Annotated in this window: 11 protein-coding genes; 7 read left to right on the forward strand and 4 right to left on the reverse strand. The window is 60.1% G+C overall.

What is annotated here, in order from left to right; all coding sequences use genetic code 11:
• Positions 1-118: 118 nt before the first annotated feature.
• The 4 genes from JF616_12210 to JF616_12225 all read right to left on the reverse strand — a co-directional run bounded on the left by JF616_12210 (position 119) and on the right by JF616_12225 (position 5,441).
• The gene (locus tag JF616_12210; protein MBW8888511.1) at positions 119-1,063 is read right to left on the reverse strand and encodes a hypothetical protein; all 945 of its coding nucleotides are present in this window, start codon (positions 1,061-1,063) and stop codon (positions 119-121) included.
• 375 nt (positions 1,064-1,438) lie between these two features.
• Entirely contained in the window at positions 1,439-3,241 is a 1,803-nt protein-coding gene (locus JF616_12215; protein ID MBW8888512.1) for a GNAT family N-acetyltransferase, read from the reverse strand.
• Entirely contained in the window at positions 3,238-3,936 is a 699-nt protein-coding gene (locus JF616_12220; GenBank protein MBW8888513.1) for an iron-containing redox enzyme family protein, read from the reverse strand. Before JF616_12220 ends, JF616_12215 begins: the two co-directional genes overlap by 4 nt.
• 2 nt (positions 3,937-3,938) lie before the next feature.
• Positions 3,939-5,441: a hypothetical protein gene (locus JF616_12225; protein MBW8888514.1), complete on the reverse strand. Its 1,503-nt coding sequence runs from the start codon at positions 5,439-5,441 to the stop codon at positions 3,939-3,941.
• Between the two features lie 160 nt (positions 5,442-5,601).
• Between JF616_12225 and JF616_12230 the strand changes: the two genes are divergently transcribed.
• The 7 genes from JF616_12230 to JF616_12260 all read left to right on the forward strand — a co-directional run.
• Positions 5,602-7,797, forward strand: a complete 2,196-nt coding sequence (locus tag JF616_12230; GenBank protein MBW8888515.1) for a GAF domain-containing protein — start codon at positions 5,602-5,604, stop codon at positions 7,795-7,797.
• A 207-nt stretch (positions 7,798-8,004) separates the two neighbouring features.
• Entirely contained in the window at positions 8,005-9,084 is a 1,080-nt protein-coding gene (locus tag JF616_12235; GenBank protein MBW8888516.1) for a hypothetical protein, read from the forward strand.
• 37 nt (positions 9,085-9,121) lie between these two features.
• Positions 9,122-9,949: a hypothetical protein gene (locus tag JF616_12240; protein ID MBW8888517.1), complete on the forward strand. Its 828-nt coding sequence runs from the start codon at positions 9,122-9,124 to the stop codon at positions 9,947-9,949.
• A 210-nt stretch (positions 9,950-10,159) separates the two neighbouring features.
• On the forward strand, positions 10,160-11,083 hold the full coding sequence (locus JF616_12245) for a HAMP domain-containing histidine kinase (protein MBW8888518.1): 924 nt from the start codon (positions 10,160-10,162) through the stop codon (positions 11,081-11,083).
• A gap of 231 nt (positions 11,084-11,314) precedes the next feature.
• Positions 11,315-12,652, forward strand: a complete 1,338-nt coding sequence (locus JF616_12250; GenBank protein ID MBW8888519.1) for a hypothetical protein — start codon at positions 11,315-11,317, stop codon at positions 12,650-12,652.
• Between the two features lie 8 nt (positions 12,653-12,660).
• Complete coding sequence (locus JF616_12255; protein ID MBW8888520.1) at positions 12,661-14,001, forward strand: hypothetical protein; 1,341 nt, start codon at positions 12,661-12,663, stop codon at positions 13,999-14,001.
• A gap of 6 nt (positions 14,002-14,007) precedes the next feature.
• A partial coding sequence (locus JF616_12260; protein ID MBW8888521.1) for a hypothetical protein occupies positions 14,008-14,704 on the forward strand: 697 nt, incomplete at its 3' end.

The following is a 14,704-nucleotide window of genomic DNA, read 5'->3' on the forward strand; positions in this document are numbered from 1 at the left end:
TCCCGGCGCGAAACGCGGGTTATGGCGCGGCTTTCCCGATAGATCGGGAAGATCCGGCCTATCGGGCCCGGCCTTCCGCGTACTGAAGCGGGACCAGGGGGTCGATCGTATTCCCCGCTCAAAACAGGTCCCTACGGTAGCGCTTGCCGAGCTTCGCCTCGAAAGCGCGCGACTCGGCGTAGCGCAGCCGAAAAGCGAGGAAGGGATGCGCCAAAAGCCTCACGAGCAGGCCCGGCCACTCACGCAGACGGGGACGGAAGTACCCTTTGATGGTCCGATCCATCACGACGGATGCATAGGTGGCCGACCAGGCCGAAAGGTTCATGCCCGCGCCGGAACTCGCGCGGCTGCGCGGGGCCCTAAGCAGGTAATGTTCTTTGCCCAAGCAGGATCCGGAAGCCCCCGTGTCCTCGAAACCGACGGAGAGGTATATCGGTTTCAGGTATCGGTCGCACAAGCAGTAGAACCATTCCCTGCCGGATTCGAGGAAGACGCGCGCGATCTGTTCGAATATGGCCTCGCGGACGTCGCCTCCCCGGTAGCCGCGATGCATGCAAAGCCGGTTGATCTCGAACATCGTCCGGCGGGGCGGGATCGGGCCGGGGAAGCGGTTGCCAGGAAAAATGGTCTCCCCTACGAGAACATCGTCTTCGGAGTTGGCGAAACAGATGGCGGCGCTCGCGACGAGGACATCCCCGTGGAACGCGCATAGGATGCGGCTGGAATTGTCCCAGGCGAAGACCATGTCCTCGGGTTTGGCCCCGGCGCGGACTTTGCCTACCCGCGTGTACGCCTCCTTGCGCAATTCCAGGACCTTGGCATAGTCCTCGCGCGTGACGGCGTAGCTGAAATCCAATCGGCCCCGGAAGATCCGCAACGGGAAGCCGACCCGGTACGCTTCCGCCGGAGGGATTCCCGCCGTGAAGACCAGCCATGAGGAAAGGGCGTTCGCGAGGGAATAGGGGAGGTGCAATGGCGCGGTACTAAAGCGCCAAGACGTGCCTTCGGGGAGGCATAGGGTAATCCGGCCGCGGTACAGCGTCGGCCCGGCGGAAGGGACCATGATTCGTGTTTCCAGGACATCCCCAGGCCGCGGAATCCACCCCGGAAAGGCGGACCTGAACTCCAGACTTAAATCCGGACCAGAGCCGCAGCACCAGAGACCCGGTCCCCGCGGGACGCCCCGTCCCAGGAGTCGCGCAGGCAAAGGCGGATCCCAAGCCAGGTTCGGGCGCGTTTGGGATGGGGCGGAAGAGACGGGGCCATCCGCACCCTCTTCTGCAGCGGAGCCAGAACGATCCTGATCCTCGGGGCTCGCATTTGCGCCACCGGCAAGGCTCAATCTCGTATGGGACTGCATCAAAATCGCTCCTTTTGGGCCTTCGGGTTAAAAAAATAGAATTCGCTTCCAGCCCCGGGCGGACGGGGCGCAGCCGTATCAGCCGGCTTCGGCGCCCGCTTCGGTTTCCGGCAGAAAGTCTTCGGTTTCCAGCCCCCCGGACCGCAGGATGGGGGCGGGCGGGAGCTTGGGCCGTTCGCGCTCGCGGAGCAGGACCTGGAGATGCCGGCGGAACGCCTTGGCGGCCCGCTTTTCCAGGATTCGCTTTGATAAGGGTCCGAATAGAAGCTTCGCGCGGATGAGAAAGGACACCGGCCCTGGAATCTTGAGGATCTTGCCATCCAGCAGGTGCCGCACCAGGTCGCCGAAAAGGAAGTTCCATAGGAACAGGTTCATCCCTTTGCCCGAGAGGAAGGCGTCGCGATGCGCGAGGATGAGGTGATGCTCCAGATTGTTGAGGCCCGGATGCCTGTAGCTGGCTCCGAGCTTCACGAATCCGATGCGCTCGTACAAGGGCAGCAGGTCCGATACCGCCGAGGTGAGGAGCCAATAACGATCCGAGAGAAGGAAATGCTTGGCTCCGTGCTGGAAAAGGCCCTGAAGCAAATCGGTGCCGCGGTATTCTTCGTCGATGCACAAGCGCGAGACCTCGATCAAGCTGGTCTTCGGGGGGATAGTGACCGGGTATTTGCTTCCCGGAAAGCCCACCTCGCTATCGAGCGATTCTTCTTCGTGCGCCGGGAAGGCGAAGGTGATTGAGCCTACAAGCTTGTCATGGTGCCAGGCCATGAGGATACGGCTGTGCCCGTCCAAACGGCTGGCCATGTCCTCCGGAAGCGTATCCTTCGGCTTCTTGCCCGTGCCCACGTAGGCTTCGCGCCGCAAATGGAGGACTTCGGCGTAATCCTCCATGGTTTTCACGCTGCGGAAGCGAAGCCGGCCCTTCACCTGGCGGGCCAGAAAGCCGGCCTGCCGCAAGCGTCCCGGGGTCCATTGCCTGGAGAACAGGAGGTAATCGCAGATCCCGTTATGCAGATCCCAGGGTATGTTGACGCAGGCGACGCCGAACCTTACATGGTTGGACTCTGTCGCATACACCCAGGTGACGCGGCCGGACAGGGGCGTATCGCGATGGCGGGCAAGATCGAAATGGATCCCGATCTCCATGCCCTCGAAGAGGAGGATGGACGGATCCTCGCTCAGGAACGAAAGGCCCATGTGGCGGTTGATGTCCGAGACGACCAAAGGGGACCAATGCCCGAAGAGGAACGGATGCTTCACCCGGGCCTTGAGCGAAAGGGTGGGGGACAAGGGCAATCGAAAGGCTTCGCGCCGTTCCGCATCCACGACCTGGGGGAAATTGACATCCAGTCGCCTGAGCCCGATGCGGGTCCCTTCTTTGATCGGGATTAGGTTCTTCACTTGGCACCAGGTTTCGAATTCACGATCCGGCGAGAGGCGGATGCGGATCTCGACCTCATCGCCCGGGCGGATGCCGAGCGGGGCGGGGGATTCCGGTCCGGTAGCGGCGGGATCCATAGGGCCGGCATCCGGGGGTATGCCAGGCATGTCGGCCGGAGTCGCGGCGTCTTCCATCCCCGCCGGCGCGGGCCAAGAGGCGGCCGGGGCCTCGTGGATCACGCCGAAGGAGATGGACGTGAAGTCCCAGAGCTTGACCGGAAGCCAGCGGCCTCCGGGAGCGCGTAAGGAGACGATAACGAATCCCAGCTCACGGTGCGAAATGCGGTCCTGCAAGCGGTTCTCGGAGGGCCCGGAATACTTGTAGAGTCCGGTCGCGAGTTTGCCGTGATCGATGTCCGGCGCGGCGCTCCAATCGACCGGCGTCGCCGGATCCGATCCTTGCGAGCTTCGCGCCAAGGCTTTCCGGGCCGAACGTTTCATAGCCGGGTCACCGCCTTGGGTGATGCCGCGGGCCGCCAATCCTCCGCCTCTTCCAGGATGCCTTGGAACATGCCCGCATGCAAGCGGCACGTCCCCCTCAAGCCGTAGAGCACGGCTTCCAGATCCTTCTCGTTCTTGACGAAGCCTTCCAGGTATTCCCGGTTCCATTTCAGATGGACGGGATCCGCTTCGGCATGCTCCCGGAGGAAGGTCGTGGCTTCCAACGGGACTCCGATGCGGAGCAGGGATTCGATCACTTCGGGACCGAAATGGACGGGCAGGGCCTCGAGGTGGTACAGATAACCCAGGTACGACAAGGGATTGCGGTGCTGGATCTGGAAAGTAATGAAAGCGGCCATAGCCTCGGTGGTGGGCAAGGGAAGCGATCGGCGGACATCTTCCGTGTTGCCGCCCAATTTTCCGAAGTCCTCCAGCGCAAGCGCGTCATGCCCGATTTCCATGGCGGTATGCTTCAGGAATTTCGCTTCCAGATCCGGCCGGTCCGAATCGAGATGGGCGATGAACAGCGCCATGTTCCTGGGGTTGCAGGCGGCGTTGAAATAGGTTTCCCGGAGAAAGCCCATATAATAACGGATCTCCAGCCGATCCGAAGCGAGCCGCCGGAAATATTCTCCTTGCGTCATCCGTTCGAATTCCTTTTGCCACTGCGAATCCAATTGCGATGCAACGTCCATTTTTAACCTTCCGCCGCGGTAGCGGCCTTCCTGATAGCCTTATCGTTCTTCGCGTCCATGAGCCATTCCGCCAGCGGGCCAAGCGCCAGCCGCAACCGCAGCGCCCATCTCTCGGCCCGTGTCAAGCGGACCAGTCCTTTGCCGGCCAATTCCCGCATGAGGTCGCCGTAAAGGATGTTCCAACGCAGGAGGCCGATGCCCCGGGCGTGGGTCACCGTCTCTTTCGGAACCCGGATGAGATGGTGGGGCCGGCCCAGGAAATCGCCCACGTACCCGGGAGCCTTGAATCCGATGTCCAGATACATGGGCAAGAGGGTATCGTCGGAAAGATTCATGATATAGTCGCGATCGGAAAGCACGAAGATGCGCGCGATCTGCTCGAAGACTGCGTGCAAGAGGTCGCCTCTCCGGTAATCCTTGTGGGTGCAGAGGCTATTGACCTCCATTACGCGGGTGCGGGGCGGAGGATTTCCCGGGAAACGATGGCCCGGGAAAGCGGTTTCCGAGCGCATCACCTCGGTTTCCGAGGCCGGGAAGGTCAAGGCCGCGCTGGCCACCAGGGTTCCTTTGTAATAGAAGCAAAGGATGCGGCTGCGCTTGTCCCAAGCGAGGGACATTTCTTCGGGCGAGGTCCGGGCCTCGCGTTTGCCGACGTCAACGTAGGCGTTGCGTCGCAGAGCCAGGACCTGGGCGTAATCATCCATGGTTTCCACGAAGCGGAACTCGATCCGATTGCGGAAGATGCGGATCGGAAGCCCCATACGCCGCAGGGATTCCGGGGAGAATTGGTATTCGTACGCGAGGGCCTCGGCGAGATCGTTCGCCAGGCCCGCGCCCAGCCTCTCCGCGCGCACCCGCACTTTGATCCGCGCGCCGGGCGCCAATTCCAGGGATTCGATCCGCCCTTCCATCGCGCACTCGCCCGTAGTCGGGATCAGCAGATGCAACTTCAACCGCTGCCCGCGGAACAGCGGCTGGGCGGGATCCTCGGCGAGGAAATCGAAACGCAGGCCGGGACGCAGGCCGCATAAGCGCAGTTGCGAACGCTCCCCGAAGAAAAGGGGATTCTCCGCTTCGGCGATCAATTCCGCCTCTTTGGGAATGCGCAACAATTCTCCGTGGGGCGTAGACGACCACGCATCGGGTCCCACCCGCCGATCGAGGTCCCGGCGGGACAACCCGATGCGGCTTTTGCCCTTGTGCATGGATATGTTCGCCACGCGGCATTCCGCTTCCAGCCGGTTGCCATCGGCTTCCAGGCGAATGCGCACTCGGTCGCCTACGTTTACCCCGCCCTTCACGGTCTCGGGCCCTTGCAAGACGGCGAAACCGTGAGGGGAAAAGTCCCAGAGCGTCACCCGGCTTTCCCGGCCGTCGGGCGATACGAGCCAGGAGGGAATCCGCTCCAGCTCGCGTTCGCTAACGCGGTTGGAAACGCGTCCGTTGGCCCCTACGCTGGGGCGCCAGGCTTCGGCCGGCAGGGCTTGCAATTCCAGTGGCTTCATGGGCGCGAGATTCCGGATCGTCGTGCGCGTTCTCATGCTCCGCGTCACGATCCGCTTCAGGTTTTTCAGGGCCGCTCAGATATTAGGGGCCGGTCCGCGCCGCCGGCAAGGTTTCCCGTAATCGCGTTTGGGAATTAGCGGAATTGGGGATTAACTAGATTTGCACGCCATGCATCGCGCCGCAACGCAACCGCGTCCTCCGGAAAAGGTGTATTCGAACCGCCTTATGTTCGGCTACCTGAAAATCATGGACGATCGGGCCGGAAAGACGGCTACGAACGATGCCCTGGCCCGGTACGGCCTGGATCGCCTCAAGCTGATGGATCCTTCCGGCTTCGTGACCTTCGATGAGAACGATCGTCTCGTGCGGGCCGCTCGCGAGGTAACGAAGGAGGAAGACGTCGGTTATCTCGTCGGCCGGAATCTGCCGAATAGCGTAGGCAATGCCCAGGCGTTCATCCTGGGTATCACCTCTCCCGGCTTCCTCATGCGTAGCTTCGGAACCATCGAGTCCAAGCTGGCCCCCCGAACCATCGCGAAGTTGAAGCAGGTCGGCCCCAACGCTTTCCAATCGGACATCACCCACAAGGACGGATTCAAGGAAGCGCCGTACGTCTGCCGCAATCGCATCGGCTCCTACGAGTCCATGCCCTTGTTCTTCGGCCTTCCGCATGCCAGGGTCGAGCACCCGGAATGCGCTTTCAAAGGCGCTGATCATTGCGTTTACATCGTCCGTTTCCCCGCCTTCGGGACCGGCTGGTTGAACCGCGCTTTCTTCATCCTGGTCGCCGTGGCCGCGGCCCTAGGAGTTGCGTTCCTCCTGCATCGGGATCGCTTCGCCATCGCCGCATCCGCGCTCATTTCCTTGAACCTCGGGTGGGCTTGCTTGGCTTTGCACAAGAGCCGCAACGCGAAACGGGCCGTGGACTGGTCGCGCCAGACCAACGAAGGCCTGGAGCGCCAGAACAAGATCCTCGAGGCCACCAACGAGCAGATCCATTCCCTGCAGGAATTGACCTCCATCCGGAACGCCGGCATGAGCGTGCAAGACATCTGCGATCGCGTGGTCCGGACCCTGGTCGACAATTTCCACTTCGGCTCCAGCCAGATTTGGCTTCTGGATGAACCGCGTAAATACCTCTCCTGCCACAACGCCGTCGGCTATTCGCCCGAGCTTTTCGCCTTCATACAGAATACCCGGTTCAAGATTAGCCAGGACTGGGACAACCCGTATGGATTGCTGATCCAGACCTTGGATCAGGGAAAGACCCTGCTGGTAAACGAACCGGAAGAGGTCTACGCCAAGGTTACCCCCCGGACCCGCGAGTTCCTCATGGCCCTCGGGATTTCCTCTTTCATCATCACGCCCCTCATTCACGAGGGGAAATCCTTCGGGATCCTGGCGGCGGAATACCACCACGGGGAGAAGTTCCGGAACCAGGATCGGCTGCTTTTCCAGTCCATCGCGAATTCCATCGCCGGCACCTTGGTGGCCGCCGAACTATACGAGGCGATGGAGCGGAAGGTCGAGCAACGGACGCGCGAATTGGCCGCGGCCAACGAGCAGTTGCTGGCCGCCAAGGAGATGGCGATCCAAAGCGAGAAGCTATCCTCCTTGGGCCAAATGGCCGCCGGCGTGGCCCATGAGATCAACAATCCCCTCAATTTCTTGGTCAATATCATCCCGGACGTAAAACGGGACATGGAAGGCCTGGAAGCGATCCGGACGCTGGCGCTCACGACCGGACCGGGCGAGGAATTCGCGAAAAAGGCCCGGGAGATCGAGGAGTCGTACGATCTGGAATCCCATTTGTCCGAGAAGGACTTCGTCTTCGAGAAAATCCGGAAGGCCCTGGATAAAAGCACCCGCATCGCCAATAGCCTGAAGGTTTTCTCCCGCACCAGCGCCAAGGAAAAGGTGGTCCGGGAGACTTGGGCGGACATGGTGCGGGAAGTCATCGAGCTGATCCCGGCGAAGGTTAAGGGGGATACGCGCATCCAGGTGGACATCCCCGCGGCCATGAATTGGCTTGTGAACAAGAACGAGATCGAGCAGGCCATCCTGGTTCTCATCAACAACGCCATCGACGCTTTGGCCCAGAAGGGAAACCTGGAGGTTACGGGCCGGGAGGCACCCGAGGAGCAGGTGCTTGAATTCAAGGACGACGGTCCCGGAATCCCCGATGCCATCCTCAAGAAAATCTTCGACCCGTTTTTCACCACCAAGCCGCCCGGCAAGGGAACGGGGCTCGGCCTCACCATCGCCGCCGAAATCGTGAAAAAGTACGGCGGCAACCTGAGCGTCCAGTCGACGCCGGGGAAGGGCGCCACTTTCCGCATGCGCTTCAGGAAATAGACTAAGAGCTCCATCAAGTTAGAGGCTCTATGCGCTTTCCCAAATTCCCAATTGCCATCGGGCCATCCGGTCCATAGATAGGATTTAAGGGGTATTTGCTGGCCCGGGAACAAGGGTCCCGCCCCAGGCACCCCTTTCCCGGAAACTCCTGGCGGATGCTTGGCTACTAATCCCGGCGAGCCGGCTAGGTTGCCGGGCAGGAGAATCATGCCGAGTACACCAACCCGTTTCCGTTCCGCTGCCGCCCTTTTCCTGGGCGCCCTTTGCTTAGGCGGCCTATCCACGGCCCACGCCGCTCTCAGCCCGTGCAAATTCAATTTCGGCGCAGGCTGGAACGGCCTCAACGCCAACTACCCGGCCGCCGCCGATTACATCACCATCTGGGCCGGGGCCGACGAGGACTGGAACACCTACTGGATCGGGGATATGGTGAAATCGACCCGCCCCGGCGGCAAGGCTGCGGGGAAGACCCCGGTCTTCTACAGCTATTTCATCGCCTATACGGCCCGCCACGATGCCGGCCTGCAGGATTGCAACGTCGGGACCCCGGACCTTTGCCATAAGGGGGCGAATTTCATCCGCCAACAGAAGAGCCGCATCCTTTCGCAGATCACGAAGTACGCTTCAGAGGCGGCCAAGATCGTGGGTTCCGATCCCATCGTTTGGCTGATGGAGCCGGACTACTACCAATACGCGCAACCGGGTTCCGCGCAGGAAGGCGGCCCCTTGACCTTCGCCGAAGCGGGGTCTTTCATGAAGGAAATGGTCGCGACCGTGCGGCAAAGCCTTCCCGGCGCGGTCTTCTCCCTGGACATCTCGCCCTGGATCAACGATGCGGCGGGGTGGTACGGCGCCTTCAACATGGGCGACTTCACCTACATCAATACCTCCGGCGGCGCGACCGATGCGAACAGCTCCAAGATCCGTAATGCGAATCCCATGACCTGGAAGAGCGTGCACGATCTGACGCATAAACCCATCATCGCCGATGACGGGTACGGAGTACAGGGCACCCCGACCTTCCACGATGATACCTGGGACGACGTGAACAATCTGAAGGCGCGCATCGCCGATGGCGTGGTCGCCATCAGCCAAGCCAATCCCAAGGCGGATTGGAATTCCACCCTCACCTCGGTGCAGGGGCAATTGCCGAAACCGGAATGCACGACGGCTATCGGCCTCGTCCAGCCGATGGCGCCCAGATCCTTCGGAATCCTCCGCTGGGACGCCCTGGGCCGCCCGCAGTCCCTTTCGCGCAAGCTCCCGACCCTGATCCTTTCCCGTTAGGCCGCTTTTCTTACCTTTCGGGGGAGGGGGAAGCAGCATGATCAGGAAGCAACTCTTCGGGATAACCGTTTTCATCGCGGCCGCATGGGGTTCCGGGGCCCGGGCGCAAGCCGTCGCCTGCTCCGATTCCTTCTCCGTGGCCGACGTCGGGGAGGGGAAGACCTGGCGCTTCGTCGCCTTCGACAAGTCCACCTTTGGAACCGCCTCCGTCGCCGACGGCAAGCTGACCTTGGCCGGCCGCGGGGCCGACATCTACGGCGCGAAGAACGAATTCGTTACGGCCTATCGCAGCGATATCACGGGAGACTTCGACGTCTCGGTGAAATTGGTGAGCCAGGACAGCACCTTCGAATGGGCGCAGGCCGGAATCGTGGCGGCCACGGACCTGAACGATTTGACCAAAGGCGGCTACGTGGCCGTGGACATCAGCCCCGGGCACGGCTACACCATCTTCTACGACAAGACCGCTCCGGCCGGGCAGTTGGACGGCAACTCGGGCGCGGGCAAGACGGCCTATCCCGCTTGGCTGCGCTTGGCGAAGAAGGGAATGCAATACACGGCATATTACAAGACCCAGGAAACCGGAGCCTGGACGGCGCTTCCGACCCCGCCGCAAAGCCTGAACACTCAGGCTAACGCCCAGATCGGGTTGTTCACCGTGAGCCACAATGCGACCCAAACGGGCAAGGCCGTTTTCGATGACTTCACCTGCCTCGAGGGAACCACGGTCATCGGCTCCAAGGCCAGGAGAGGGTTCGCTTATAAAATTTCCGGCCTCATCCCGTCTACGCTAACGGATGCCTTAGGGAAGGCGCAGCGGGATCCCGCGCAGGCGGAAAGCCCCGTGCTTATTTTCCAGAGGTAACGCTAGATTCCCCCGGTTCGGGTTCGGAACCCCCCTGGTAACGGCGGGTAAGAAAAATGTATGAAAACGGATTGCGGGAATAAGCTTAACTTGGAAGCGTTGTAAAACCCGCCCGTCGTGCCCGGCCGTCCTAGGGCGAAAGCGATAGCGGTAAGCAGAGATAAGTTCAAGGAAGAGGAGGAGGGACCTTTCCCAGGGTCCCGAGTGCGAATGCTTTTCATTCTCCTGGCCGCGGTCATCCCCCTAAGCATTTTGGAGTTCGTCCTTCGGGCCGAGGCTCTGCCCGAGCCGATTTGGCTCGGAGATGCCTTGGCCTTCGCGCTGTTGACTCTGGCCACGTTCTTCTTCCTGGGCGCGTGGGTACAGCGCAAGCGGAAAACCGCTTCCCGCGTTCCCGCTACCGGTCAGGATTGGGAAGCAACCCTGCCTTGCCTGGTCCACGAAATCCGGAACTATTCCTCGGTTATCAAAGGCAACGCGCTGTTGCTTCGTTCCCGTATGGACGGCCCGGAAATCCTGGGGCCGCTCGGACGCCTTGAGCGGACAACGGATAAGATCGCGGTTCTGGCACAGGAGATCCTGGACGCCGTTTCTCCCACGGAACTGGGCGACCGGGAATCCCTTTGCCTACGAGCCGTTCTCGAGCATTGCATTGCGGAGCATTTCCATGAAGCTCGCGACTCCTTCCGCATCGAAACCACGGGCACCCTGCCGGCCGTCGCGGGAGACCCGAGGAAGTTGGAGCGGGTTTTCCTGAACCTGTTCCGGAATGCGCGTGAGGCGGAAGCTAAAACCGTTCGCATCCGCATCCGGTCCGCATTCGGACGCGTTCGCCTCTGGGTGGAGGATGATGGCCATGGATGCCGCCCGGAGGCCCTGGCCCGGTTCTTCCAACCCCTTTACTCCACGAAGAAGACGCAAGGCGGAACCGGCCTCGGCCTTTATATGGTCAAGGCAATCCTGGAAGCGCATGGGGGCAGGATTAACGCGCTCTCCAAAAACGGAAGGACACGGCATGGGACCGGCATGGTCTTCCGCCTGGAGTTCCCGATCGCCGCGGGATCGAAGGCGAAAACGCGTATGCCCGGTGACTTTGGTAATAAATCCGTTCCCCTGGAGGAGGCGGTAGGTTAGCAAGACGGGTTTTGCATTCTTCCGCTTCAACGGATAGGTTTCCAAGCCCATCCGTATTTGGCATTTCCCCCTAGGAAAATTTTTACAAAAACCCAAAACAACGGAATTTTCGGAAAGGCATTGATTTGACATCCGATTAGATTTTAGGGAATAAACGCTTTCCGGTCGGTGACTGAGGAACGGAAAGGGCCGGTTCATTTCTGAATGCCGATCATAGCCGCTGATCCGACCATGCGCCCGGGGTCCCGGTACTTCCATCCGACGGACCCTTATCTCACTCCCCACGACTTCACTAAGTCGATTTACCTCAACTTATTGGCTCATTTTCCCGTCGAGGAGGTGGTCGCGTTTTGGCGAACGCTTCCCATGCGTTGGGAAGGCCGCGAACTGTCCACCTACGCGCTCTTGTCGCTTTTGTGGCGGGACAAGGCCAAAGTCCCCATGGTCTGGGACTACGGAGTCGGTGAAGCGCTGGACGTGTTCCTGAGCGAGCGTGGACATTCCATCCTGGAGTTCTACAGGAAAATCCTCTATCGCAATAATCATGGGACCTATCTGCAAGGCAAGGTCCTGCTCAAATGGTTTTATCCGGTCATGAAGGCGGCCTTCAACGTGGATGCGCGGGACATGATGCTGCGGTTGATCCCCCATTTCACCGAGAACCTGCTTCCGAACCATGTCCATCGCCGCGTAAGGCGCGAGATCAAAGACGGTTGGACCGAATCGGTGTTCGTCTATCTCACGGATAAGGATAACGAGGAAATCATCTACTTCGACAGTGAGGTCCATGCCGGCGAGCAATTCCGGATGAGTCCCGTCATTTTCGGAATGCCCCCCTTCGAGGAAGTGGGCATCCTCAGCGACTCCAGGCCTTTGCATGTGGTGGTCTGGAAACATGCCGTCGAGGAGAGCAACGACGTGGCCTACGTCAACGGCCGCCGCGTGGGCCGTCGCATCGATTTCGAAGAGTTCCTGCGGATACATGACCTCGATCTTTCCGCCTACAAGGTGCCCGGTAAGCGTTGCGTTCTGATGGAAGAGGATTACGTATGCCCGCAACGCAAGCGCGTGGTGCTGCGCGCGGGCTGCGCCTATGATGCCCCGGCCTATCTGCAAACCATCCGGCACAAGATCCGGGTGGAACGCGATCTAGGGGTGTTGGGCCACATCGTGGACGATATCGAGGATGAGGAAGGGCCGCTCGCGCGCGCGGTGAAAGGCCGGCATGAGTCCGCCTTGGGATTGGCGCGGGAGAAGATCCGGCTGACCTGGCATGTGGAGGACGAAACCCTTGCCTGCAACGGCGAAACCCTGGTGAAGGGCGTGCCTGCCAAGATACTGAAGTACATGGTGCAAGCCTACCTGTCCGAGGGCCGGGTCACTTTCGAATATCGGGAATTCAAACGCGATTTCGATATCTCGCTCGGGCAGAAGAATTCGAATTTCGAAGTGCGCTTCTACCGCCTCATCGAACGGCTCCAGGAGAAATGCCCGTCCCTGGCCATCACCAAGGCGGGGCGAGGGCGGTTCGAATTGCATGTCCGCTGCGAACTCAGCCTTGAGGGTTGATTCCGATCATGGGCCAAACGAAAAAATTAGACTCACTCCTCATCCGCCATGATTACAAGAAGGCCTGCTACCGGGCCTTGCTCTCCGAGTTCGAACCCAGGGAAATCGCGGAATACTTCGAAAAGGTGCCCTTGGTCATCGAAGGCCGGACCATCAAGGGCCCGGAACTGTACAAACTGCTTTGGTCCGAGAAGGGCAAGATCACCACCGGATGGGACTATCGCAGCGACAATTATCTTGAACGATTCCTACTCGAAAGGGACCGTGTTCCCAATAAGGTGATGGCGAAAATGCTTTGGCTCAACAACCAGAGCACGCATATCCCGGGCAAGGTCCTCATGACCTGGTTCTATCCCAAGCTGGAATCCCTTTTCGATAGCATCGACACCCGGGACATGGTATTCAGCCTGATCGCGATCTTCACCGAAAGCTGGCTGCCGGGAACGGTGCACCGCCGGGTGAAGCGATGGGAAGACGGGGAGTGGATCAAGTCCACCCTGGTTTTCATCCCGGATACGGGCTTCGAGGATATCCTGGACTGGGATTACGAATTCATCGGCGGGCCGCAGGTCCTGAACGCCCCGGTCATGTTCGGTCTGCCATTGTTCGAAGCATTCGGAATGATCGCCGATAGCCGTAATCCTGAATCGGTTCTGTGGGAAAGGGATGCCGATCCGCGCTTGGGGGGTGGGGACTTTACGATTCGCGGACAAGTTTACGGCCGGCAGACCTCGTTCCATACCTTCTGCGATCGGCGCGAAATCGATTTGTCCAAGTACGCTCCGCCCGATTTCCCGGTAGTCGTAATGGATCGGGATTATGTTTGCCCGATCCGGAAGCGAACCGTTCTATACGCCGGTGCTGCCTACGGTGCTCCTTTGTACCTGGCCTGGGTCTCCCATCGCAAACTCAAAATCGAGCGCAAAGGCGGCTTGTTCGACCTTTTGATCAAGGACATCGAGCGCGAGGAATCCGTACAGAAAGACGCTTTGGAATCGCGCCACCAGGCTATGCTGGCCTTCGCGGCGGGTAAGGCGTCCTTCGTCTACCACCCCGCCGACGAAAGCATCACCCTCAACGGGGAGCATTTCACCAAGAACGTTCCGGCGAAGATCCTGAAGTACCTCTTGGAGGCCCATCAAAAGGATGGGAAGGCCGAGTTCGAGTACCGGGAATTGAAGCGGCAGTTCGAGATTTCCCTCGGGCAGAAGAACGCCAATTTCGAAGTGCGCTTCACCCGTCTCGCGGAGAAGCTGAAATCGGAATGTCCCACGGTGGCAGTGGAGAAGACCGGGCGCGGCAAGTTCGCGTTGATCGTGAACGGCGTGCTCGAATACGCAGAGGCCTGAACGCAGATGGGGTCTCTCGGTAACACCAATCGTACCCTCATTCGCCATGATTTCAAGCGCGCCCTGTACCGCGCGCTTTTGTCCGAGTTTCCTCCGGAGATCGTGCGGGAATATTTCGCGCTCGTTCCGTTGGAAATCGGCGGGAGAAGGATACCGGAACCGGAGTTGTTCGAACTGCTTTGGAAGCCCAAGGCAAAGATCCCGATTTACTGGGACATCGCGACCGATAACGAATTCGAGCCATTCGCGATCCGCATGGGCAAAGACTTCTCCCACCTCATGGGCAAGGTTCTTTGGCTTAATAATAACGCGACCGTCATGCCGGGGAAAGTGCTGCTGAGTTGGTTCTATCCTAAGCTGGAATCCTTGGCCGACAGGCTCGATTCCCGGGATATCTGTTTCGCGTTACTGACCTTGCATAACGAGAATTGGATTCCCGGACTTTACCATCGACGGGTTAAAAAATGGATGGAAGGGGAGTGGGTCCATTCGGTGGTGGTATTCATCTTGGACCGCGGCCATATGGAATACGTGGACTGGGATATGGAGGCGATCGGTGGGCCGCAGGTCATGGCTTTGCCCTGCGCCTTGGGGATGCCGCCCTTGGAGAAATTCGGAATGCTCGCCGATACCCGCCTCCCCGATCGCATCATCTGGCGCCCGGAAGATCGGCCCGCTTGGAACGGGTCAAGCCTGGATATCC

The organism is Fibrobacterota bacterium, from assembly GCA_019509785.1.
Taxonomy (GTDB): Bacteria; Fibrobacterota; Fibrobacteria; order UBA11236; family UBA11236; genus Chersky-265.